Genomic DNA, 21,843 nt, shown 5'->3' on the forward strand with positions numbered 1-21,843 from the left:
CCCGCTCCCATCAGCCATTTCGGCCCGTTCACGCCACCCACGTCCCTCGCTCCGTACCGGTCCTCGCATGGCGGAAGCGTCTCCCGAGGAGGTGATCTCCGCCGGGACCTGTGGACGGACGGCCGGGTTGTGGACAACGGCGTCACCCGGCACCCCGCGGGTCCCGTACACTTCTGGTGGCGACCCGGGCCACCGGGTCGACTTCGCACGCCCCGACATCGGGACCGGTCACGGCCGTGGCCCGGTGTCAGCGCCCCTCGGTCCTTCGTGGCACGGCGCGTCGTGGGCGTCAGGCGCGGGAGCCGTCCGGCCCCCGCGGCACAACCGAGAAATTCAAGGAGATACGGCCATGGCCGTCGTCACGATGCGGGAGCTGCTGGAGAGCGGCGTCCACTTCGGTCACCAGACCCGTCGTTGGAACCCGAAGATGAAGCGCTTCATCTTCACGGAGCGCAACGGCATCTACATCATCGACCTGCTCCAGTCGCTGTCGTACATCGACCGCGCCTACGAGTTCGTCAAGGAGACCGTGGCCCACGGCGGCACGGTCATGTTCGTCGGCACGAAGAAGCAGGCGCAGGAGGCCATCGCCGAGCAGGCCACCCGCGTCGGCATGCCCTACGTCAACCAGCGCTGGCTGGGCGGCATGCTCACCAACTTCTCGACCGTCTACAAGCGTCTGCAGCGCCTCAAGGAGCTCGAGCAGATCGACTTCGAGGACGTGGCCGCCTCCGGCCTCACCAAGAAGGAACTGCTGGTCCTCTCCCGCGAGAAGGCGAAGCTGGAGAAGACCCTCGGCGGTATCCGCGAGATGCAGAAGGTGCCCAGCGCCGTCTGGATCGTGGACACCAAGAAGGAGCACATCGCGGTCGGCGAGGCCCGGAAGCTCAACATCCCGGTCGTCGCCATCCTCGACACCAACTGCGACCCCGACGAGGTCGACTACAAGATCCCGGGCAACGACGACGCGATCCGCTCCGTCACCCTGCTCACCCGCGTGATCGCCGACGCCGTCGCCGAGGGCCTCATCGCCCGCAGCGGTGGCGCCGAGGGCAAGGGCGAGAAGGCCGCCGGCGAGCCGCTGGCCGAGTGGGAGCGCGACCTGCTCGAGGGCGAGAAGAAGGCCGACGAGGCCGCTCCGGCCGCCGCCGAGGGCGAGAAGCCGGCTGAGGCCCCCGCCGCCGAGGCCCCGCAGGCCGAGGCCGAGCCCAAGGCCGAGCAGGCCTGACCGCTCCGTCAGAGCCGATGACGGCGGGAGCGGTGACATGACGTCCGCTCCCGCCGTTCACCCGTAGACCGGCGGTGGCCCGGGACCTGCCCACGAAGCGGTCCCGCCCCGCCGCTCTTCGAACCTCCAGACTTCGAGAAAGATTCACAGACTCATGGCGAACTACACCGCCGCCGACGTCAAGAAGCTCCGGGAGCTCACCGGCGCCGGCATGATGGACTGCAAGAAGGCGCTGGACGAGGCCGACGGCAACGTCGAGAAGGCCGTCGAGGCGCTCCGCATCAAGGGCCAGAAGGGCGTCGCCAAGCGCGAGGGCCGCTCCGCCGAGAACGGCGCCGTGGTCTCGGTCATCGCCGACGACAACTCCTCCGGTGTCATCGTCGAGCTGAAGTGCGAGACGGACTTCGTCGCCAAGGGCGAGAAGTTCCAGGCCGTCGCCACGGCGATCGCCGAGCACGTCGCCAAGACCTCCCCGGCCGACCTCGAGGCCCTGCTCGCCTCGGAGATCGAGGCCGGCAAGACCGTCCAGGCGTTCGTCGACGAGGCCAACGCCAACCTCGGTGAGAAGATCGTCCTCGACCGCTTCGCGCAGTTCGCCGACGGCTACGTGACGGCGTACATGCACCGCACGATGCCCGACCTGCCCCCGCAGATCGGTGTGCTCGTCGAGCTGGACAAGCCGAACGCCGAGATCGCCAAGGGCGTCGCCCAGCACATCGCCGCCTTCGCGCCGAAGTACCTCTCCAAGGAGGACGTGCCGGCCGAGGTCGTCGAGTCCGAGCGCCGCATCGCCGAGGAGACCACCCGCGCCGAGGGCAAGCCCGAGGCCGCGATCGGCAAGATCGTCGAGGGTCGTCTCAACGGTTTCTTCAAGGACGCCACGCTGCTCGGCCAGCCGTACGCGCTCGACAACAAGAAGTCCGTCCAGAAGGTGCTGGACGAGGCCGGTGTCACCCTGAAGCGCTTCTCGCGCATCAAGGTCGGCATCTGAGTCCGCACCGCGACGGACGCGCGACCCCGATAGGGTCGACAGCAGTCGTTCGGACATGCGTCCACGCACGCGCGCGTGCCGGGCGACAGCAGATCTGACGAGGAGGCCATTGCCGCATGGGATGCGAAACACGCCCCACCGGCAATGGCCTTCTTCGTATGTGCAACACGTGAAAGAGGCGGGATTCGACCATGACGACCAAGGCTGAGAAGAGCGACGACGGCAAAGTGCGCGGCCGGTTTCTGCTGAAGCTGTCCGGAGAGGCCTTCTCCGGTGGCGGAGGCCTGGGCGTCGATCCCGACGTGGTGCACGCCATCGCCCGTGAGATCGCGGCCGTCGTACGCGACGGCGCGCAGATCGCGATCGTGATCGGCGGCGGCAACTTCTTCCGCGGAGCCGAGCTCCAGGTGCGCGGCATGGACCGCGCCCGTTCCGACTACATGGGCATGCTCGGCACCGTGATGAACTGCCTGGCCCTCCAGGACTTCCTGGAGAAGGAAGGCGTCGACTGCCGTGTGCAGACGGCCATCACCATGGGCCAGGTCGCCGAGCCCTACATCCCGCTGCGCGCCGTGCGCCACCTGGAGAAGGGCCGCGTGGTCATCTTCGGCGCCGGTATGGGCATGCCGTACTTCTCCACCGACACCACCGCCGCGCAGCGCGCCCTCGAGATCGACGCCGAGGCGCTCCTCATGGGCAAGAACGGTGTCGACGGGGTCTACGACTCCGACCCCAAGACCAACCCCGACGCCGTCAAGTTCGACGCCCTCGGCTACGGCGAGGTCATCACCCGGAACCTCAAGGTCGCCGATGCCACGGCCGTCACGCTCTGCCGTGACAACAGCCTCCCGATCGTCGTGTTCGAACTCCTGCAGGAGGGCAACATCGCCCGCGCCGTCAAGGGTGAGAAGATCGGCACGCTGGTGGGCGACCAGCCCGGGCACAACTGACCGGGGGATGGACAATGTCCTGCCGGTCGTGAACCGTGCAGGAAGAAGACGCGACGCAGCCGGCCGCCGCCCCGACCGAGGACCGCAGCCGGGCCTACTCAAGACACGCAGGAGCAAGTGGTGATCGAAGAGACCCTCCTCGAGGCCGAGGAGAAGATGGAGAAGGCCGTCGTGGTCGCCAAGGAGGACTTCGCCGCGATCCGCACCGGCCGTGCGCACCCGGCGATGTTCAACAAGATCGTGGCCGACTACTACGGCGCGCCGACGCCGATCAACCAGCTGGCCTCGTTCTCCGTGCCCGAGCCGCGCATGGCCGTGGTGACCCCGTTCGACAAGAGCGCCCTGCGCAACATCGAGCAGGCGATCCGTGACTCGGACCTGGGCGTCAACCCGAGCAACGACGGCAACATCATCCGGGTGGTGTTCCCCGAGCTGACCGAGGAGCGCCGGCGCGAGTACATCAAGGTCGCCAAGGGCAAGGGCGAGGACGCGAAGATCTCGATCCGCTCCGTGCGCCGCAAGGCCAAGGAAGCCATCGACAAGCTGATCAAGGACGGCGAGGTCGGCGAGGACGAGGGCCGCCGTGCGGAGAAGGAGCTCGACGACACCACGGCGAAGTACGTCGCTCAGGTGGACGAGCTTCTGAAGCACAAGGAAGCGGAGCTGCTCGAGGTCTGATGAACGACTCTTCCTGGGGGACGCCGCAGACCGGGTACTGGGGGCCGTCCGACCAGGGACCCGGCCCGGGAGCTGTCCCGGCGGGTCCCGCGTACGATGCGCACCAAGCACAGCAGACGCGGCCCATGCCCATCGTGCCTGATGTACCCGAACACGGCGGAGACCAGGATGCGGACCGGGGGGCTGCTCGGCTGAGCGGCCCCCTGTTCCGAGACGAGCCGACGCGGGCCCGCCCCCTGCCGGGGGAGGTGCCGCAGAATCCGGAGCCCATGCCCCACGCCCCGCAGCCGGCACCCGCACCGCAGAAGAAGACCGCGGGGCGGGACCTCGGCGCCGCGATAGGCGTCGGCGTCGGACTCGGCGCGGTGATCGTCGCGTCCCTGTTCTTCGTCAAGGCCGTCTTCGTCGGCGTGATCGCGGTCGCCGTCGTGGTGGGCCTGTGGGAGCTGACGACGCGTCTGGACGAGCGCAAGGGGATCAAGGCGCCCCTCGTGCCGCTGGCGCTGGGGGGCGCGGCCATGGTCGTCGCCGGGTACGCCCGGGGCGCCGAGGGCGCGTGGATCGCCATGGCCCTGACCACGCTGGCGGTGCTGGTGTGGCGCATGACGGCGCCGCCGGAGGGCTACCTCAAGGACGTCACGGCCGGTGTCTTCGCCGCGTTCTACGTCCCCTTCCTGGCGACGTTCGTCGCGATGCTGCTGAAGGCCGAGGACGGCCCGTGGCGCGTGCTGACCTTCCTGCTGCTCACCGTGGTCAGCGACACCGGCGCGTACGCGGTCGGCTGGCGCTTCGGCAAGCACAAGCTCGCCCCGCGCATCAGCCCGGGCAAGACCCGCGAGGGCCTGCTGGGCGCGGTCGCCTTCTCGATGGCGGCGGGCGCGCTGTGCATGCAGTTCCTGATCGACGACGGCCAGTGGTGGCAGGGCCTGCTGCTGGGCCTCGCGGTCGCGGCCAGCGCGACGCTGGGCGACCTCGGCGAGTCGATGATCAAGCGGGACCTGGGCATCAAGGACATGGGCACGCTGCTGCCGGGCCACGGCGGCATCATGGACCGCCTGGACTCCCTCCTGCCGACGGCGCCGGTGGTGTGGCTGCTGCTGGCGCTTTTCGTGGGGGCGGGCTGAGGTTCGCGTCCTCGCTGTCGTCGGGCCCCTGTCCTCTCGGACGGGGGCCCGAGTGCTGTGTACACGCCTCTGGCGACCTGCGATCATGATCACGGGGTTGGTCATACACACCGTGAGGGGCACACCGTGCGCAGCCTGATCGTGAATGTCGTGCTGGTCGTCGCCGTCTTCGCGCTGGTGCTGCTGGCGCTCGGCAGCGGTATGGGAGGGATGGAGATCACCATCTGGTTCGGCGCGCTGCTGGCCTCGCTGGTGTTCGTGATCTCGCGGTACGTCAGGCAGCGGGGGGCGCGTACGGAGGCGCCGCGCTGAGCACCTTGGCCGAGGTGCGCGAGCGGGGCGGCGCGTCCGTCAGGGCCGCCGTGCTGGCGTTCGGTGCCTGTCACCGCCGTCTCGGCGAGGCCGCGCCTGACTGGGAGCGGGCGAAGCGGCACTTCGCCCGGCTGATCGCAGTGATCGCGGGGGCGGTGCCCTCGCAGGCGGCCGAGCACGAGGCCGTCCATTTGTTGCTCGCGGTCGACAACGTGCCCGGTCACCGCTGTCCCATCTGCGTGAGGCCTCAGGCACCCCTCCCTCGGCCGCCGGCCCGTGCCGGAGGCGACCTGACGGACGACGAGCGGGCGGAGCACGCGGCCCGCCTGCGCGGACTGCTCTACCTGGCCTGCCCGGACGCCCCGGCCGGAGCGCTCGAGTACACGGCGGAGGCCATCACGGAGCGCGCGGCGGAGCCACCTGCGGAAGCGGTCCCGGAGGCCGCAGATCTCGGCCGCCCCCGGCGCCCGTACAGCGAGGACCCTCTCAACCTGTGCGGCGCGGACCTGCGTGGAGCGAGCCTCACGGCCGCTGACCTGAACCACGCGGACGCGCACGGCGCGGACTTGACGGGTGCGGACCTGACCGGCGCGGAATTGTCGGGTGCGAACCTGACGGGCGCGGGTCTGGGCCACGCGATCCTGTCAGGCGCGGACCTGACCGACGCGAACCTGAGCAACGCGACGATGAGCCACGCGAACCTGACCGACACCGTCCTGCGCGACGCGGCCCTGACGGACACGGACCTGCGCGGTGCGCTGCTGTGCGGCGCGGACCTGACCGCCGCGGATCTGACATACGCCGACCTGACCGACGCGAACCTGACGAACGCGATCCTCACAGGCGCGGACCTGACCGACGCCGTCCTGACGGGGGCGGTGCTGGCGGCTACCACGGACCTGCGCGCCCCCGAGTGAGGAGCCCTCGGGGTCGGCCCCCGCCCCGCTAGATGTGCTGACCGGGCAGGTTGGTGACGCGGCTGGCTGGTGGGTGGCCGCCGATGCCGGTGTGGGGGCGGTGGTAGTTGTACCAGTGCAGCCAGTCGGTGAACGCTTCCCTGCGCTCGTGGTCTGAGGTGTAGGGCCGCTGGTAGGCCCATTCGTCGAGCAGGGTGCGGTGGAAGCGTTCGACCTTGCCGTTGGTCTGGGGCCGCCAAGGCCTGGTCCAGCGGGGGCTGATGCCCAGGTCGCGGCAGGTGTCACGCCAGGTGTTCTTGCTGTAGGCCCAGGCGTTGTCGGTCAGGACCCGCTCGATGCGGATGCCCAGCGATGCGAAGTAGGCCGTGGCCCGGACGAGGAAAGCTGCGCAGGTCGGGGCGGTCTCGTCGGGCAGGTCCTCGGTGTAGGCGATCCGGCTGTGGTCGTCGAGGGCGGTATGCAGGTAGGCCCAGCCGGCGCCGTTGGTCCGGCTGCGGTGGCCGTCGGCCCGGCCGAGGGTCTTGTGGCCGCCGCCGTCGGGGATCCTGCCGAGCTTCTTGACGTCGATGTGGACCAGTTCGCCGGGTCGGGCGCGTTCGTAGCGGCGGACGGGTTCGCCGGTGGCCCGGTCCAGGGCCCTCAGAGGCGGCTGGCCGTGCCGCTGGAGGATGCGGTGGGCGGTGGAGGCCGCGATGTGGCACCGGACGGCCAGCCGCAGCGGGCCGATGCGGTGTTCGCGCCGGAGCCGGAGGACTTCCATCTCGATCTCGGCCGGCGTCCTGCGGGGCTGGTGGTGGGGCCGGCTGGAGCGGTCGTTCATTCCGGCGACGCCGAGCTGCCGGTAGCGGGTGGCCCAGCGGGCGGCGGTGGTGTGGCTGACCTGGAAACGCTCGGCAGCCCGGCGCAGCGGCCAGCCGTCGTCGACGACACAGCGGGCCAGGCGAAGACGCCCGGTCTCGGTCAGCGGGGCATTACGGTGGGGCACGAGGGCCTCCTCGGATCGGTGCAGATGTCGCAATCCACACCGAACCCGGAGGCCCTCACCCGTTCAAGAACCCAGCACGCGTGTCACCAACGTCCCCGGACAACACAGCTAGAGGCCCGGCAGGTCGACCGAGGGGCGTGACGTACGCAGTTCAGCGGTCCGGGAAGGCGGCCACGCCACGCAGCACAACCCCGATCGAGAAGAGGACTGCTCCTCCTGCGAGCGACTTCAGCGAGAACTCATCCGACAGCGCGAAGAGGAAGAACACGCAGAAGCAGAAGAAGCCGCACCCCGAAAAGATGTGGCCCAGTCCGTGGGGCACGAGGCGCAGGACCCGGCCCCGCTCCCATGGGTGGATCCAGCCGGTGGTGAGCCCCGCCACGCCCAGCCCCACCATGCCCAGGGCGACGGCCGTCAGCGCCGGCAGGACCACGTGGACCATCGCACCTCCCCGGGGAAGATCGTGGCACGCGAACGTCTCCTCCGGTGACCCACCGCACAGCCCGTCCGATCAGCCACGACCCCCACCGACAGGTGTGGCCCCCGACACCCGCAGGTCACGCGATTCGATCTGCGACACTGGTACAGCCATGCCTAAGCCCGGAGAACTTACATTCGTCGCGCCGCGCGGAGCCAAGAAGCCGCCGCGGCATCTTGCCGATCTCACGCCTGCCGAGCGCAAGGAGGCGGTTGTCGCGGTCGGTGAGAAGCCGTTCCGTGCCAAGCAGCTCTCGCAGCACTACTTCGCGCGGTACGCGCACGATCCGGAGCTGTGGACCGACATCCCCGCCGGGTCCCGCGGGAAGCTGCGGGAAGCGCTGCTTCCCGAGCTGATGAGCGTCGTGCGGCATCTGTCCACCGACCAGGGGACCACCCGCAAGACGCTGTGGAAGCTGTTCGACGGGACGCTCGTCGAGTCCGTGCTGATGCGGTACCCGGACCGGGTCACCATGTGCATCAGCTCGCAGGCCGGCTGCGGCATGAACTGCCCGTTCTGCGCGACCGGGCAGGCCGGGCTGGACCGGAACCTGTCCACCGCCGAGATCGTGCACCAGATCGTCGACGGCATGCGCGCCCTCCGTGAGGGCGAGGTGCCCGGCGGGCCCGCGCGGCTCAGCAACATCGTGTTCATGGGCATGGGTGAGCCGCTCGCCAACTACAACCGGGTCGTCGGCGCCATCCGGCGGCTCACCGACCCCGAGCCGGACGGGCTCGGGCTGTCCCAGCGCGGGATCACCGTGTCGACGGTGGGCCTTGTCCCGGCCATCCACCGGTTCTCCGACGAGGGCTTCAAGTGCCGCCTCGCGATCTCCCTGCACGCCCCGGACGACGAGCTGCGCGACACCCTCGTCCCCGTGAACACGCGGTGGAAGGTGCGCGAGGTGCTCGACGCCGGGTTCGCGTACGCGGCGAAGTCCGGGCGCCGGCTGTCCATCGAGTACGCGCTGATCCGGGACATCAACGACCAGGCGTGGCGCGGTGACCGGCTCGGGCGAATGCTCAAGGGGCGTCCCGTGCACGTCAACCTCATCCCGCTCAACCCGACGCCCGGCTCCAAGTGGACCGCGTCGCGGCCCGAGGACGAGAAGGCGTTCGTCGAGGCGATCGCCGCGCACGGTGTGCCGGTGACGATCCGGGACACCCGTGGTCAGGAGATCGACGGGGCGTGTGGTCAGCTCGCCGCCACCGAGCGGTAGTCTGACCGGCGTCAACACATCTGCATATTCCGACAGGGGAGCGCCACAGCGCTGAGAGTGCGGCACCGGCCGCAGACCCTCCGAACCTGGCCCAGGTCATTCTGGGTAGGGAGATCGGTCATCACTCGAGCTGTTGCGCCCTGCCCGGGACCCCCAGGGGTTCCGGGCAGGGCCGCGTCTCTTCCTGGTCACCCCAGGAGGAATCAAGTGGGCATCACCAAGAAGGTCACCGTCCTGGCCGTCGGGCTGGGGCTCGTCACGCTGTCCGCCTGCGGGTCGTCCGACGGGGACGGCAGCGGCGCCGGCGGCGAGGGCTCCACGACCGTGACCCTCGTCAGTCACAACTCGTGGGCGGTGTCCGAGGACGTCGTCGCCGCCTTCGAGAAGCAGTCCGGCTACAAGCTCAAGGTCCTCGAGGACGGCGACGCCGGGCAGGCCGTGAACAAGGCGATCCTGACCAAGGACAACCCCCAGGGCGACGTCTTCTTCGGCGTCGACAACACCCTGCTGTCCCGCGCCCTCGACAACGGCCTCTTCCAGTCCTACGAGGCCGAGGGATCGGACCAGATCCTGCCCGCGTACCGGGTCGACGAGGGCAAGCACCGGGTCACCCCCGTCGACACCGGTGACGTCTGCGTCAACTACGACAAGGCGTGGTTCGAGAAGAAGAAGCTCACCCCGCCGAAGACCTTCGACGACCTGGCCGAGCCCGCGTACAAGGATCTCCTCGTCGTCGAGAACGCCGCCACCTCCTCGCCCGGCCTCGGGTTCCTGCTCGGCACCGCCGCCGAGTACGGCGACGACGGCTGGGAGGACTACTGGAAGAAGCTGAAGGCCAACGGCGTGAAGGTCGTCGACGGCTGGGAGCAGGCGTACAACGAGGAGTTCTCCGGGTCGGCCGGCGGCAAGAAGGCCAAGGCCGACCGTCCGCTCGTCGTCTCGTACGCCTCCTCGCCCCCCGCCGAGGTGATCTACGCCGACCCGCGGCCCGAGACCGCCCCCACCGGCGTCGCCGAGGGCACCTGCTTCCGCCAGGTCGAGTACGCGGGCCTGCTGAGCAACGCCAAGAACCCCGAGGGCGGCAAGGCGCTGCTCGACTTCATGGCCGGCAAGACCTTCCAGGAGGACATGCCGCTCAACATGTTCGTGTACCCGGTGCGCGAGGACGCCCAGGTGCCCGAGGAGTTCGTGAAGTTCGGGCCGCAGGCGAAGGAGCCGCGGACCATGGACCCGGCGAAGATCGCCGAGAACCGTGACCAGTGGGTCAAGTCGTGGACCTCGCTCGTACTGAAGTGAGCCCGCCCGAGGTGAGCCCGCCCGGAGCGCGCCCGCGCCGCCCCGGCTGGTGGCGGCGGAACGTGGCCCGGCTCGGTCTGATGGCCGTGCCGGCCGTGTTCTTCGCCGTCTTCTTCGCCTACCCGGTCGCCGCGATCGTCGCCCGGGGACTGAAGGCCGACGGCGGCTGGCAGTTCGGGCGGATCGCGGACGTGCTCACGCAGTCCGACATCCGCCAGGTGCTGTGGTTCACCACCTGGCAGGCGCTCGTCTCCACGGCCCTCACCCTGGTGATCGCCCTGCCCGGCGCCTACGCCCTGGCCCGCTTCGACTTCCCCGGCAAACAGGTGCTGCGCGCGGTGATCACCGTGCCGTTCGTGCTGCCGACCGTTGTCGTCGGCACGGCGTTCATGGCGCTCGTCGGGCGTGGCGGGCTGCTGGACGAGCTGTGGGGCGTGCGCCTCGACACCACGGTCTGGGCGATCCTCCTCGCCCACGTCTTCTTCAACTACGCCGTGGTCGTCCGCACCGTGGGCGGGCTGTGGGCGCAGCTCGACCCACGGCAGGAGGAGGCCGCGCGGATGCTCGGCGCCTCACGGTTCACCGCCTGGCGCACGGTCACCCTCCCGGCGCTCGCGCCCGCCGTGGCCGCCGCCGCGCTGATGGTCTTCCTCTTCACCTTCACCTCGTTCGGCGTGGTGCAGATCCTCGGCGGGCCCGCCTTCTCCACCCTGGAGGTGGAGATCTACCGGCAGACCGCCGACCTCTTCGACCTGTCCACGGCGGCCGTCCTCACGATGATCCAGTTCGTCGCCGTCGGCGCCATCCTCGCCCTGCACGCCTGGACCGTGCGGCGGCGCGAGACAGCGCTGCGGCTGGTCGACGCCTCGGTGACCGCGCGCCGCCCGCGCGGTGCCGGACAGTGGGCGCTGCTCGCCGGGGTCGTCGCCACCGTCGTCGTACTCCTCCTGCTGCCGCTCGCCGTCCTGGTGCAGCGCTCCTTCGGCGGCGCCGGCCTCACCTACTACCGGGCGCTGACCGAGGCGGACGGCGGGGTCTTCCTGGTCGCCCCGATCGAGGCGATCGGGAACTCGCTGAGCTACGCCGTCGCCGCCACCGCCATCGCCGTGGTGATCGGCGGTCTCGCCGCCGTCGCGCTGACCCGGCGCGACGCGGGACGGCTGGTACGCGGCTTCGACGCGCTGCTGATGCTGCCGCTCGGTGTCTCCGCCGTGACCGTCGGCTTCGGTTTCCTCATCGCCCTCGACGAGCCCCCGCTGGACCTGCGCGCCTCCTGGATCCTGGTGCCGCTCGCGCAGGCTCTGGTCGGCGTCCCCTTCGTCGTACGGACCATGCTGCCCGTGCTGCGGGCGGTGGACGTGCGGCTGCGGGAGGCGGCCTCGGTGCTCGGGGCGTCGCCGTGGCGGGCGTGGCGGGAGGTGGACCTGCCGCTGGTGCGGCGGGCGCTGCTGATCGCCGCCGGGTTCGCCTTCGCCGTGTCCCTGGGCGAGTTCGGCGCGACGGTGTTCATCGCGCGGCCCGACAACCCGACCCTGCCGGTGGCCGTGGCGCGGCTGCTGGGACGGCCCGGGGACCTCAACTACGGGCAGGCGATGGCCCTGTCGACGATTCTGATGATCGTGTGCGCCGTGGCTCTGCTGGTGCTCGAGCGGCTGCGGACCGACCGGACGGGGGAGTTCTGATGTCCGTCGAAAGCCCGACGCCCACCGACAGCCTGCTCAGCCTCCAGGAAGCGACCGTCCGCTTCGGCGGCCGGGCCGCCCTGGACGCCGTCGGCCTCGACGTCGCCGAACACGAGATCGTCTGCGTCCTCGGCCCCAGCGGCAGCGGCAAGTCCACGCTGCTGCGCGCGGTCGCCGGACTCCAGCCGCTGGACGCCGGGCGGATCCTGCTCGACGGACGGGACCAGGCGGGCGTGCCCGCGCACAGGCGGGGCGTCGGGCTGATGTTCCAGGACCACCAGCTGTTCCCGCAGCGGGACGTGGGCGGCAACGTGGCCTTCGGTCTGCGCATGCACGGCACGCCGCGCGCCGAACAGACCCGGCGCGTGCGGGAGTTGCTGGAGCTGGTCGGGCTGCCCGGGGCGTCCGGGCGGGCCGTCGCCGCGCTGTCCGGCGGTGAGCAGCAGCGCGTGGCGCTGGCCCGTGCGCTCGCGCCCAGCCCCCGGCTGCTGATGCTCGACGAGCCGCTCGGCCAGCTGGACCGGTCGCTCAGGGAACGCCTTGTGGTCGAACTGCGCGAGCTGTTCGGCCGGTTGGGCACCACCGTGCTGGCCGTGACGCACGACCAGGGCGAGGCGTTCGCGCTGGCCGACCGGGTGGTGGTGATGCGCGACGGACGGATCGCCCAGTCCGGCACGCCCCTCGAGGTGTGGCAGCGGCCCGCCGACGCGTTCGTGGCCCGCTTCCTCGGCTTCGAGAACGTCGTCGAGGCGGCCGTCGCCGACGGCGTCGCCGTCACCCCCTGGGGCAAGGTGCCGGTGCCGCGGGACGCCCCCGAGGGCACTCGGCCGCTGCTGGTGCGGCCCGCCGGGGTGTGGCTGGCCCCGGCCGGGGAGGGGCTGCGCTGCACGGTGACCGCGCGCACCTTCCGCGGCACCCATGTCGCCGTGCGCCTCCAGCCGGAGGACGCGCCCCCGCTGGAGGCGGCCTGCGCCCTGCGGGACGCCCCGGAGGTCGGGGACGTCACCGGCGTGGAGTTCGACGCGGCGGAAATCGCCGTGCTCGGCTGAACGCCGCTGCCTAGGGTGTGCGGCATGACACGACTCGCACACACGCGCTACTGCGACGAGATCGCCCACCAGATCGGGCAGTTGAGGGCGGTGGTGACCTCGGGGACGGACCTGTCCCGCACGGTGCCGACCACGCCCGACTGGTCCGTGGAGCAGCTCGTACGGCACCTCGGCGGCGCCCTGCGCTGGGCGGCCCTGATGGTGCGGACCGGGGCCGAGAAGGAGGCCGAGGAGGAGGACGTGCCGGGCTTCGAGGGGCCCGAGGCGCGCGGGGACGCCGCCGCGCTGGACGCCTGGCTGGCGGAGAGCGGCGGCCTGGTCGTGACCGCGCTGCGGGAGGCCGGGCCCGACGCTCGGGTGTGGAGCTGGGCGGGCGTCGAGAACGCCGGCTTCTGGGCCCGCCGTATGGCCCATGAGGTGACCGTGCACCGCGCGGACGCCACGCTCGCCGCCGGACTGCCCTACGACGTCGCGCCCGAGGTGGCCGCCGACGCGGTCGACGAGTGGCTGGAGATCGTGGAGTGGGCGCAGCGGACGATCCCCGACGACGAGGTGCACGGGCTGCGCGGCCCCCTGCGCACGATCCATCTGCATGCCACCGACACCGCTCCTGAGCTGAACGCCGAGTGGCTGGTGCGGCTCGACGAGGACGGGGTGTCCTGGAGCCGCGGCCACGAGAAGGCCACGGTCGCGCTGCGCGGGCCGCTCACCTGGGTGCTGCTCGCCTTCTACCGCCGCATCCCGCTGGACGACTCCCGCATCGAGGTGCTCGGCGAGCGCACACTGCTCGAACACTGGCTGGAGCGCGCCACGTTCGGCTGAGGAAGGGCCAACGGCGAGCGGCCCGCCCCCGGTTCGGGGACGGGCCGCAGGCGTTCCGTGAGGCGTCAGCGCTGGCTGTTCGCGCCGCGGCGGCGCATGCCGAAGAACACCGCGCCACCACCGATCGCGACCAGGGCGGCCGCGACACCGGCGATCATGCCGGTGTTGGAGTTGGCGCCGGTCTCGGCGAGGTTGGACTCACCGGCCGGGGACGGGGCGTTGTCCGACGTGTCCGCCGGCGGAGCGCTCTCGCTCGTGCTCTCCGACGGAGCCGGGGTGGGCTCCTCGCTCTCCTCGGCCGGGGCCGAGGTCTCCTCCGACGGCGTCGGCTCGGGGGACGGGGTCTCCTCGTCCTCCTTGCACGGCGTCGACGGCGTCACCAGGTTCGGCTTGATGTCCTCGTCCACGTACGGCTTGGCCGTCACGTGGATGCGGTACTCGGCGTTGGGCTTCCAGTCCTCCTCGAAGGTGATGGTGGTGCCCTCCTTGGACCCCTTGACCACCTGCTCGCCGACCTTCTCGATGTCGGCGCCGTTGTTCTGGAGGAACACGGTCACGGTGGCGGGGACGCCGGCCGGGTCGACGTCGGTGACGGTGATGACACCCTTGTCACCGTCGCACGTGGCCTCGGCCGAGAACTCGTTGATGTTGCACGCCGCGGCGTTGCCGGCGGCACCGAGCGCGAGCGCGGCGGACGCGGTGACGACACCGAGGGCGCGCACGGAGCGGGTCACGGTACGGCGTGATACGGACAGAACTGCCACGTTTGTCCTTTACATGATGCGCAAATGCGGGGGGTTGAGGGAGGGGTGATGAAAGATCAGCACTCCCATGAGGCTCTCAGGTCTATAAGCGCCGCATAAGTAGTGTCAACGCATATGCCTACCGGGGGCCCCGGCTTTGCCTATTTGTTAACCACCCGCACGTTTACGCGCCGTGCGAACCGCGTCGATCCGGCCGCGGCGTCCGAGAACGGTCACCGACTGTGTGTCCGGACGCAGTTGGGGCGGCGGCAGGTCAACAAGCCTGCCGCCACCCTATGTTGACCTCAGCCCTCGATCGCCGCCGGGTCCATCCAGACGACCTCCCAGGTGTGGCCGTCGAGGTCGTCGAAGGAGCGGCCGTACATGAACCCGAGGTCCTGGGTGTCGCCGGCCACGGAGCCGCCCGCCGCCAGCGCCTGCTCCACCAGCTCGTCGACCTTCTCCCGGCTCTCGGCGCTCAGCGCCAGCAGCACCTCGCTGGTCTTGCGGGCGTCGGCGATCTCCTTCTTCGTGAACTGCGCGTACTTCTCCTTCGTCAGCAGCATCGCGACGATCGTGTCGCTGATCACGACGGACGCCGTCGACTCGTCGCTGAACTGCTCGTTGATGGAGTAGCCGAGCGCCGTGTAGAACGTCCGCGACGCGTCGATGTCCTCGACGGGCAGGTTCACGAAGATCATCTGCTGGTACATGACGGGGCCTCTCCCTCACGTGTTGCGGTTCGAGGGGGTAGACCGGAGGTCCGCGCGGAACTCATCGCGCCGCGGGAAGGTTTTTTCGGATTCTCTTCGCTCAGCCGCTCAGCCGCTCAGCCGCTCAGCCGCTCAGCCGCTCAGCCGCTCAGCCGCTCAGCCGCCCAGCGGCCACGCCGACAGCTCGGCCACCGCCACGGTGAGCGGCCCGAACAGGGCGAGCAGCGCGACCGCGCGCAGGGCGGCGGCCCGGCGGAGGGTCCCCGCGGGCGCCCCCAGCCGACGCAGCGAGGCCGTGGTGTCCGCGTGCGCCTGCTTCGCCTCGACGGCCGCCGTGAGCAGCGTCGCCACCGTGCAGCCGGCCACCAGCAGCACCCCGAGCACCACGAGCGGACCGGCCGACGGGTCGTCCCGGTCGTGCAGCGACGCCATCGCGTACGCGGCCGACACCACCGCGCAGACCACGCCCAGCGGGCGTCCGATGCGCGTCGCCTCCGTCATCAGCACCCGCCCGGCCAGCAGGCGCAGCGCGCCCGGCCGCACCGCCTGGAGCAGCCGCCCGCACAGATGGGCGAGCCCGGGACCGACCAGGGCCAGGCCGAGGGAGGTCAGGGCCAGCCCGAGGAACGCGGCCGGACTGCCCTCGGACCCGGTACGGCTCGTCAGCGCCTCCACCGCCAGGCCCACCGCGAGCACCGCGACGCCCCAGGGCAGCCCCGACGGGGCCGCGGTCGGCACGGGCGGCGGGACGACGGCGGGGGAGCCGTCGGCGGTCTCCTCGGCCGCTTCGTCCTGTGTACCGTCCTCCTCCCGCGCCGGCGCCTCCGTGACCGTGCGCCGCCCCCGCGCCGCGGCCCCCAGCTGCCGGCCGAACCGCCCGTACGCGCCGAACGACTCCAGCGCCGGGGTGCGCCGGTAGGCCCCGAACCTGCCGTACGCCCGTGCCGCCCGGCCCGCGCCCGTCACCGGCTCGCGCGGCCGCAGCGACACCGCCACCGCGGCCGACGCGCTCAGCGGCACCAGGGCCAGCAGGGTCAGCGCGGCCGGCAGCGGCAGGGGACGTCCGGCGGCCAGGAACTGCTGCGCGCCCCCGCCGAGGGGCATGCCGGCCAGGTCACCGCGCAGCTGGAGGAAGACCAGCAGCGCCAGCACGGAGCCGAGCAGGCAGGACGCGGCCGTGGTCGCCGCGGAGATCGCCATCAGCTTCACGGGGCCGAGCCCGACCGCCGACAGACCGGGCCGGGGCCGGGTCGCCGGATCGGTGCGGGCGACGGCGACCGCGAGATAGACCGTGGCCGCCAGGGGCGCCGTGCACCAGGCCAGCCGGAGCGCGGAGGCGGCGGGGTCGGGGTGGCTCATCGCGTGGCCGAGGGCGCTCAGCAGCAGGAAACCCGTGCCGCCCGACGCGCCCGCGACGAGGAGCCGCCGGATCTGGACGGCGGGCTGGGCCCCGAGGGTCAAACGGAGAGCGAGCACGCCGCCCGGCCTTCCGACTCGGCCGGTCCGGAGACCGGGGGGAGGTGCACGGTCCGCACGCATCGCCCGTCGAGCAGTGACACCGTGCGGTCGGCGAGGGCGGCGGTCTGCGCCTCGTGGGTCGCCAGGACCACGGTGATGCCGTGCGAGCGGGCCGCCGTGGTGAGGGTGCGCAGCACATGGGCGCGGTCGACGCGGTGCAGCGGCGCGGTCGGCTCGTCGGCGAACAGCACCGACGGCGCCGGGGCCAGCGCGCGGGCGATGCACACCCGCTGGCGCTCCGCGTGCGTCAGCTCCACGGGGTGCTTGCGCGCCCGGTCGCCGACGTCGAGGCGCTCCAGCCACTCCAGGGCGGCCGCCTTGGCACGGCGGCGGCCCGTACCGCGCAGCATGAGGGGCAGCGCGGCGTTCTCCCACACGTTCAGCTCGGGCACCAGCACCGGGGCCGGGTCGATCCAGCCGAACCGGTCGCGGCGCAGCCGCTCCCGGGCCGCCGGGCCCATGGTGTGCACGGGCACGCTGTTGAACCAGACCTCGCCGTCGTCCGCGCGCACCAGGCCGGACAGACAGCGCAGCAAGGTCGACTTGCCGCTGCCGCGCGGGCCTGAGACGGCGAGGATCTCGCCCTCCCGGACGCCGAGCGAGACCCCGCTCAGGCCGGGTGAGCCGTCCTCGTGCCGGAAGTGCAGGGCGCGCGCCCAGAGCACGTCGTTGTCCGGTGGGGCCACCATGGCGTACACCTCGGTTCGGATCGGAAATGCCGTGCGCTCTTCGGGTAAATCCCCCGTCCGGGGGAACGAAGGGCGGGCCGATCGGTCACTGGGCACGCTAGGCAGGCGGTGGCGGACGGCAGGACAGCACGCGGCCCCGGGCCGCCGTTTCTCACTCGAACGGGCGGCACCGGGGCCGGTGTTGATCATTCAAAGAGAAGATCGGTACCTCGGACGGCCTACGGTTCACGACCGCGGCCGGGGAAGCTCTACAGCTTCGTCCACGCCTCCGTGAGCGTCGCGCGCAGGATCTGCTCGATCTCGTCGAAGGTCTCCTGATCGGAGATCAGCGGCGGCGCGAGCTGGATGACCGGGTCGCCGCGGTCGTCGGCCCGGCAGTACAGGCCGTTCTCGAACAGCTTCTTGGACAGGAAGCCGTACAGCACGCGCTCGGTCTCGTCGGCGTCGAAGGACTCCTTGGTCGCCTTGTCCTTGACCAGCTCGATGCCGTAGAAGAAGCCGTTGCCGCGGACGTCGCCGACGATCGGCAGGTCGTGCAGCTTCTCCAGGGTGGAGCGGAACGCGCCCTCGTTGTCGAGGACGTGCTGGTTGAGGCCCTCGCGCTCGAACAGGTCGAGGTTGGCGATCCCGACCGCCGCCGACACCGGGTGGCCGCCGAAGGTGTAGCCGTGCAGGAAGGTGTTCTCGCCCTTGTAGAACGGCTCGGCCAGACGGTCGGAGACGATGCACGCGCCGATCGGGGAGTAGCCCGAGGTCATGCCCTTGGCGCAGGTGATCATGTCCGGGACGTAGCCGAACTTGTCGCAGGCGAAGGTGGTGCCGAGGCGGCCGAAGGCGCAGATGACCTCGTCGGAGACCAGCAGCACGTCGTACTGGTCGCAGATCTCGCGGACCCGCTGGAAGTAGCCGGGCGGGGGCGGGAAGCAGCCGCCCGCGTTCTGCACGGGCTCCAGGAAGACCGCGGCGACCGTGTCCGGGCCCTCGAAGAGGATCTGCTGCTCGATCTGGTCGGCGGCCCAGCGGCCGAATGCCTCCGGGTCGTCGCCGTGGATCGGCGCCCGGTAGATGTTGGTGTTCGGCACCTTGTGCGCGCCCGGCACCAGCGGCTCGAACGGCGCCTTCAGGGCGGGCAGTCCGGTGATGGACAGGGCGCCCTGCGGGGTGCCGTGGTAGGCGACCGCGCGGGAGATGACCTTGTACTTGGTCGGCTTGCCGGTCAGCTTGAAGTACTGCTTGGCGAGCTTCCAGGCGGTCTCCACCGCCTCGCCGCCGCCGGTGGTGAAGAAGACCTTGTTGAGGTCGCCGGGGGCCTCGTGCGCGAGCCGCTCCGCGAGCTCCACGGCCTTGGGGTGGGCGTAGGACCAGACCGGGAAGAACGCCAGCTCCTGCGCCTGCTTGGCGGCCGTCTCGGCGAGCTCCTGGCGGCCGTGGCCGGCCTGCACCACGAACAGGCCCGCCAGGCCGTCGAGGTAGCGCTTGCCCTTGTCGTCGTAGATGTGGGTGCCCTCACCGCGGACGATGGTGGGGACGGGCGCGTTCTCGTACGACGACATGCGGGTGAAGTGCATCCACAGGTGGTCGTACGCGGACTTGCTGAGGTCCTTGGGGGTGTCGGTGCTCACGGTTATCGGGTTCCCCACATGTAGGTCTGCTTCTTGAGCTTGAGGTAGACGAAACTCTCGGTCGAGCGCACGCCGGGCACGGCGCGGATGCGCTTGTTGATGACCTCCAGCAGGTGGTCGTCGTCCTCGCAGACGATCTCGACCATCAGGTCGAAGGAGCCGGCGGTCATCACCACGTACTCGCATTCGGCCATCTCGGCCAGCGCGTCGGCGACGGCCTCCACGTCGCCCTCGACGTTGACGCCGACCATCGCCTGCCGGCGGAAGCCCACGGTGAGCGGGTCCGTGACGGCGACGATCTGCATCACGCCCTGGTCGAGCAGCTTCTGCACGCGCTGGCGCACGGCCGCCTCCGACAGGCCCACGGCCTTGCCGATCGCGGCGTACGGCCGGCGGCCGTCCTCCTGGAGCTGCTCGATGATGGCGAGGGAGACGGCGTCCAACTGCGGTCCGCCGCCGTTCTTGGACTCGCGGGAGTCCCTCGGGTCTGCGCTTCGACTGGCCACGGGGTCACTGTGCACGACGTATCGACAGTTTCGCAAGGCTCGATCGATGAAATCCGTTGTTAACGAAGCCTACGCATGCGGATTTCGCAGATGCGAGGGGAGTGGGGGTGTTGAAAACGTCAGCGGTCCGTCTAGGGTGGGTGTCTCAGAGGCTGGACACCTCACATCCGTTCACACCCGACACCTCGGGCACCCACAAGGAACACCAGGAGGGCCTGCAGTGAGCACCGAGCTGCGTCGTCTGCGCAACTACATCGGCGGTGAGTTCCGGGACGCCGCCGACGGACGGACCACCGAGGTGGTCAACCCCGCGACCGGCGAGGCGTACGCGACGGCCCCGCTGTCCGGTGCCGCGGACGTCGACGCCGCGATGGCGGCCGCCGCCGAGGCCTTCCCCGGCTGGCGCGACACCACCCCGGCCGAGCGGCAGAGGGCGCTGCTGAAGATCGCGGACGCCTTCGAGGAGCGCGCCGAGGAACTCGTCGCCGCCGAGGTGGAGAACACGGGCAAGCCCACCGGGCTCACCCGCACCGAGGAGATCCCGCCGATGGTGGACCAGATCCGCTTCTTCGCGGGCGCGGCGCGGATGCTCGAGGGCAAGGGCGCCGGCGAGTACATGGAGGGCCTCACCTCCTTCGTGCGCCGTGAGCCGGTCGGCGTCTGCGCCCAGGTGGCGCCCTGGAACTACCCGATGATGATGGCCGTCTGGAAGTTCGCCCCGGCGATCGCCGCGGGCAACACGGTCGTCCTCAAGCCGTCGGACACCACCCCCGCCTCCACCGTCCTCATCGCCGAGATCCTCGGCTCGGTCCTGCCCAAGGGCGTCTTCAACGTCGTCTGCGGCGACCGCGAGACCGGCCGTCTGATGGTCGAGCACCCGACCCCGGCGATGGCCTCCATCACCGGTTCGGTGCGCGCGGGCATGGCCGTGGCCGAGTCCGCCTCCAAGGACCTCAAGCGCGTCCACCTGGAGCTCGGCGGCAAGGCCCCGGTCGTGGTCTTCGAGGACGTCGACATCGCCAAGGCCGTGGCGGGCATCTCCGAGGCCGGCTACTTCAACGCCGGCCAGGACTGCACGGCCGCCACGCGCGTGCTCGTCCACGAGTCCGTGCACGACGAGTTCGTCCAGGCGCTCGCCAAGGCCGCGTCCGACATCAAGACGGGCATGCCCGACGACGAGGACGTCCTCTACGGCCCGCTCAACAACCCCGACCAGCTCAAGCAGGTCGAGGGCTTCATCGAGCGGCTGCCCGCCCACGCGCGCGTCGAGGCCGGCGGCAAGCGGGTCGGCGACAAGGGCTACTTCTACGCGCCGACCGTCGTCTCGGGCCTCAAGCAGGACGACGAGATCATCCAGAAGGAGGTCTTCGGCCCGGTCATCACCGTCCAGTCCTTCACGGACGAGGACCAGGCCGTCGAGTACGCCAACGGCGTGGAGTACGCGCTGGCTTCGTCGGTGTGGACCAAGGACCACGCCCGCGCCATGCGGATGTCGAAGAAGCTGGACTTCGGCTGCGTGTGGATCAACACCCACATCCCGCTGGTCGCGGAGATGCCGCACGGCGGCTTCAAGAAGTCGGGCTACGGCAAGGACCTGTCGGCCTACGGCTTCGACGACTACACGCGGATCAAGCACGTGATGACGTCGCTGGAGGACTAGGGCCTCTTCGGCGTGACGTTCGGCCCCGGACCGGTGCACCCGCCGGTCCGGGGCCGACGTGTTTCCCGGAAGGCGCCGTCAGGCATTTTTGAACATGTTCAACTTCGGGCGTACGCTCCTGCCATGAGCGACAGAGCCGCCCTGCTCAAGGGCATTCGCGTGTGGCTGGTGTTCTTCGTCGTCTGTCTGGTGCTCAGCGGGGTCACGGCCTTCCCGCTGGTGCACGAACTGCGCTGGACCGAGGAGGCGTTGCGGTCCCTCGGGGCGCCCGAGCACCTCCCCGGCCTCATGGAGTGGATCGCACGCGTACGGTACGGGCTCGACACCGCCGACGCCGACCACCCCTTCCTGCTCTACGGCACCGACTGGCTGGCCTTCGCGCACCTCGTCATCGCGGTCGCCTTCCTCGGCCCCTACCGGGACCCCGTACGCAACATCTGGGTCGTGGAGTTCGGTCTGATCGCCTGCGCCGGCGTCGTCCCGCTCGCCCTCATCTGCGGGCCGATACGCGGCATTCCCTTCTGGTGGAGCGTCGGCGACATGGCGTTCGGGGTGTTCGGCGCCGTCCCGCTGTACGTCGTCAGGCAGAAGATCAAGCGGCTGGAGGCGCTCACGGAGGCGGCTGTTCCGGGGGGCGCCGCCGTCCCCGCTCAGTAGGTTG

Annotated in this window: 22 protein-coding genes and 1 riboswitch; of the genes, 14 read left to right on the plus strand and 8 right to left on the minus strand. The window is 70.8% G+C overall.

Translation table 11 applies throughout. From position 1 onward, the window contains the following. Nucleotides 1-349: 349 nt before the first annotated feature. The 7 genes from rpsB to ACQY0Z_RS22405 all read left to right on the plus strand — a co-directional run bounded on the left by rpsB (nt 350) and on the right by ACQY0Z_RS22405 (nt 6,200). Complete coding sequence (gene rpsB, locus ACQY0Z_RS22375; protein ID WP_189903448.1) at nt 350-1,228, plus strand: 30S ribosomal protein S2; 879 nt, start codon at nt 350-352, stop codon at nt 1,226-1,228. Nucleotides 1,229-1,382: 154 nt separating this feature from the next. Next, nucleotides 1,383-2,219, plus strand: coding sequence for a translation elongation factor Ts (gene tsf, locus ACQY0Z_RS22380; RefSeq protein WP_189903450.1), 837 nt, complete (start codon nt 1,383-1,385; stop codon nt 2,217-2,219). A 191-nt stretch (nt 2,220-2,410) separates the two neighbouring features. Then, nucleotides 2,411-3,169, plus strand: a complete 759-nt coding sequence (gene pyrH, locus ACQY0Z_RS22385; protein ID WP_189903452.1) for a UMP kinase — start codon at nt 2,411-2,413, stop codon at nt 3,167-3,169. Between the two features lie 120 nt (nt 3,170-3,289). Next, nucleotides 3,290-3,847, plus strand: a complete 558-nt coding sequence (frr, locus tag ACQY0Z_RS22390) for a ribosome recycling factor (RefSeq protein WP_006136598.1) — start codon at nt 3,290-3,292, stop codon at nt 3,845-3,847. Next, nucleotides 3,847-4,971, plus strand: coding sequence for a phosphatidate cytidylyltransferase (locus ACQY0Z_RS22395; RefSeq protein ID WP_347226432.1), 1,125 nt, complete (start codon nt 3,847-3,849; stop codon nt 4,969-4,971). Before frr ends, ACQY0Z_RS22395 begins: the two co-directional genes overlap by 1 nt. Before the next feature lie 126 nt (nt 4,972-5,097). Further along, a complete protein-coding gene (locus tag ACQY0Z_RS22400) occupies nt 5,098-5,283 on the plus strand; it encodes a hypothetical protein (protein WP_347226433.1) in 186 nt (61 codons plus the stop codon). Between the two features lie 14 nt (nt 5,284-5,297). Then, complete coding sequence (locus ACQY0Z_RS22405) at nt 5,298-6,200, plus strand: pentapeptide repeat-containing protein (RefSeq protein WP_347226436.1); 903 nt, start codon at nt 5,298-5,300, stop codon at nt 6,198-6,200. A gap of 28 nt (nt 6,201-6,228) precedes the next feature. Here the strand turns inward: ACQY0Z_RS22405 and ACQY0Z_RS22410 are convergent, their stop codons facing one another. After that, the gene (locus tag ACQY0Z_RS22410; RefSeq protein ID WP_439812711.1) at nt 6,229-7,185 is read right to left on the minus strand and encodes an IS481 family transposase; all 957 of its coding nucleotides are present in this window, start codon (nt 7,183-7,185) and stop codon (nt 6,229-6,231) included. A 151-nt stretch (nt 7,186-7,336) separates the two neighbouring features. Then, entirely contained in the window at nt 7,337-7,627 is a 291-nt protein-coding gene (locus ACQY0Z_RS22415) for a hypothetical protein (protein WP_189903461.1), read from the minus strand. 148 nt (nt 7,628-7,775) lie between these two features. On the opposite strand from ACQY0Z_RS22415, the gene rlmN reads away from it, so the two are divergent. The 5 genes from rlmN (at nt 7,776) to ACQY0Z_RS22440 (ending at nt 13,731) form a co-directional block, all read left to right on the plus strand. After that, the gene (gene rlmN, locus ACQY0Z_RS22420) at nt 7,776-8,882 is read left to right on the plus strand and encodes a 23S rRNA (adenine(2503)-C(2))-methyltransferase RlmN (protein ID WP_189903463.1); all 1,107 of its coding nucleotides are present in this window, start codon (nt 7,776-7,778) and stop codon (nt 8,880-8,882) included. A 24-nt stretch (nt 8,883-8,906) separates the two neighbouring features. Beyond that, nucleotides 8,907-9,012: riboswitch (TPP riboswitch) on the plus strand. A 77-nt stretch (nt 9,013-9,089) separates the two neighbouring features. Further along, complete coding sequence (locus ACQY0Z_RS22425; protein WP_254587195.1) at nt 9,090-10,178, plus strand: thiamine ABC transporter substrate-binding protein; 1,089 nt, start codon at nt 9,090-9,092, stop codon at nt 10,176-10,178. Continuing rightward, the gene (locus tag ACQY0Z_RS22430) at nt 10,154-11,860 is read left to right on the plus strand and encodes an ABC transporter permease (protein ID WP_381726369.1); all 1,707 of its coding nucleotides are present in this window, start codon (nt 10,154-10,156) and stop codon (nt 11,858-11,860) included. The genes ACQY0Z_RS22425 and ACQY0Z_RS22430 overlap by 25 nt, the downstream gene beginning before the upstream one ends. Further along, nucleotides 11,860-12,909, plus strand: coding sequence for an ABC transporter ATP-binding protein (locus ACQY0Z_RS22435; RefSeq protein ID WP_347226710.1), 1,050 nt, complete (start codon nt 11,860-11,862; stop codon nt 12,907-12,909). Before ACQY0Z_RS22430 ends, ACQY0Z_RS22435 begins: the two co-directional genes overlap by 1 nt. A gap of 24 nt (nt 12,910-12,933) precedes the next feature. Then, entirely contained in the window at nt 12,934-13,731 is a 798-nt protein-coding gene (locus tag ACQY0Z_RS22440; protein WP_189903471.1) for a maleylpyruvate isomerase family mycothiol-dependent enzyme, read from the plus strand. A 65-nt stretch (nt 13,732-13,796) separates the two neighbouring features. Here ACQY0Z_RS22440 and ACQY0Z_RS22445 read toward each other — a convergent pair whose 3' ends face one another. From ACQY0Z_RS22445 to ACQY0Z_RS22470, 6 genes are all read right to left on the minus strand, one after another. Beyond that, nucleotides 13,797-14,465: an LAETG motif-containing sortase-dependent surface protein gene (locus ACQY0Z_RS22445; protein ID WP_189903472.1), complete on the minus strand. Its 669-nt coding sequence runs from the start codon at nt 14,463-14,465 to the stop codon at nt 13,797-13,799. Nucleotides 14,466-14,779: 314 nt separating this feature from the next. Continuing rightward, on the minus strand, nt 14,780-15,187 hold the full coding sequence (locus ACQY0Z_RS22450; protein WP_189903473.1) for a VOC family protein: 408 nt from the start codon (nt 15,185-15,187) through the stop codon (nt 14,780-14,782). 156 nt (nt 15,188-15,343) lie between these two features. Then, nucleotides 15,344-16,663 carry a hypothetical protein gene (locus ACQY0Z_RS22455; protein ID WP_347226709.1) on the minus strand — a complete coding sequence of 440 codons (1,320 nt, stop codon included), beginning with the start codon at nt 16,661-16,663 and terminating at the stop codon, nt 15,344-15,346. Beyond that, on the minus strand, nt 16,645-17,394 hold the full coding sequence (locus ACQY0Z_RS22460) for an ABC transporter ATP-binding protein (protein WP_189903477.1): 750 nt from the start codon (nt 17,392-17,394) through the stop codon (nt 16,645-16,647). Before ACQY0Z_RS22460 ends, ACQY0Z_RS22455 begins: the two co-directional genes overlap by 19 nt. 248 nt (nt 17,395-17,642) lie before the next feature. After that, the gene (locus ACQY0Z_RS22465) at nt 17,643-19,016 is read right to left on the minus strand and encodes an aspartate aminotransferase family protein (protein WP_189903479.1); all 1,374 of its coding nucleotides are present in this window, start codon (nt 19,014-19,016) and stop codon (nt 17,643-17,645) included. A gap of 2 nt (nt 19,017-19,018) precedes the next feature. After that, the gene (locus ACQY0Z_RS22470) at nt 19,019-19,537 is read right to left on the minus strand and encodes an Lrp/AsnC family transcriptional regulator (protein WP_189903481.1); all 519 of its coding nucleotides are present in this window, start codon (nt 19,535-19,537) and stop codon (nt 19,019-19,021) included. 205 nt (nt 19,538-19,742) lie between these two features. Between ACQY0Z_RS22470 and ACQY0Z_RS22475 the strand changes: the two genes are divergently transcribed. Beyond that, a complete protein-coding gene (locus tag ACQY0Z_RS22475; protein ID WP_189903483.1) occupies nt 19,743-21,182 on the plus strand; it encodes a gamma-aminobutyraldehyde dehydrogenase in 1,440 nt (479 codons plus the stop codon). A 123-nt stretch (nt 21,183-21,305) separates the two neighbouring features. Further along, complete coding sequence (locus tag ACQY0Z_RS22480) at nt 21,306-21,839, plus strand: hypothetical protein (RefSeq protein ID WP_347226708.1); 534 nt, start codon at nt 21,306-21,308, stop codon at nt 21,837-21,839. The last annotated feature ends 4 nt before the right edge of the window (nt 21,840-21,843 follow it).

This window comes from Streptomyces sp. P9-2, from assembly GCF_051903975.1.
In the GTDB taxonomy this organism is placed as follows: Bacteria; Actinomycetota; Actinomycetes; order Streptomycetales; family Streptomycetaceae; genus Streptomyces; species Streptomyces cellulosae.

What these genes read in the sequence shown, in the direction of transcription:
- ACQY0Z_RS22415 (WP_189903461.1), bottom strand. Translation starts at nt 7,627, where the DNA reads ATGGTCCACGTGGTCCTGCCGGCGCTGACGGCCGTCGCCCTGGGCATG.
- ACQY0Z_RS22480 (WP_347226708.1), top strand. Translation starts at nt 21,306, where the DNA reads ATGAGCGACAGAGCCGCCCTGCTCAAGGGCATTCGCGTGTGGCTGGTG.
- ACQY0Z_RS22450 (WP_189903473.1), bottom strand. Translation starts at nt 15,187, where the DNA reads ATGTACCAGCAGATGATCTTCGTGAACCTGCCCGTCGAGGACATCGAC.
- ACQY0Z_RS22460 (WP_189903477.1), bottom strand. Translation starts at nt 17,394, where the DNA reads ATGGTGGCCCCACCGGACAACGACGTGCTCTGGGCGCGCGCCCTGCAC.
- ACQY0Z_RS22440 (WP_189903471.1), top strand. Translation starts at nt 12,934, where the DNA reads ATGACACGACTCGCACACACGCGCTACTGCGACGAGATCGCCCACCAG.
- rlmN (WP_189903463.1), top strand. Translation starts at nt 7,776, where the DNA reads ATGCCTAAGCCCGGAGAACTTACATTCGTCGCGCCGCGCGGAGCCAAG.
- rpsB (WP_189903448.1), top strand. Translation starts at nt 350, where the DNA reads ATGGCCGTCGTCACGATGCGGGAGCTGCTGGAGAGCGGCGTCCACTTC.
- tsf (WP_189903450.1), top strand. Translation starts at nt 1,383, where the DNA reads ATGGCGAACTACACCGCCGCCGACGTCAAGAAGCTCCGGGAGCTCACC.
- ACQY0Z_RS22395 (WP_347226432.1), top strand. Translation starts at nt 3,847, where the DNA reads ATGAACGACTCTTCCTGGGGGACGCCGCAGACCGGGTACTGGGGGCCG.
- pyrH (WP_189903452.1), top strand. Translation starts at nt 2,411, where the DNA reads ATGACGACCAAGGCTGAGAAGAGCGACGACGGCAAAGTGCGCGGCCGG.
- ACQY0Z_RS22435 (WP_347226710.1), top strand. Translation starts at nt 11,860, where the DNA reads ATGTCCGTCGAAAGCCCGACGCCCACCGACAGCCTGCTCAGCCTCCAG.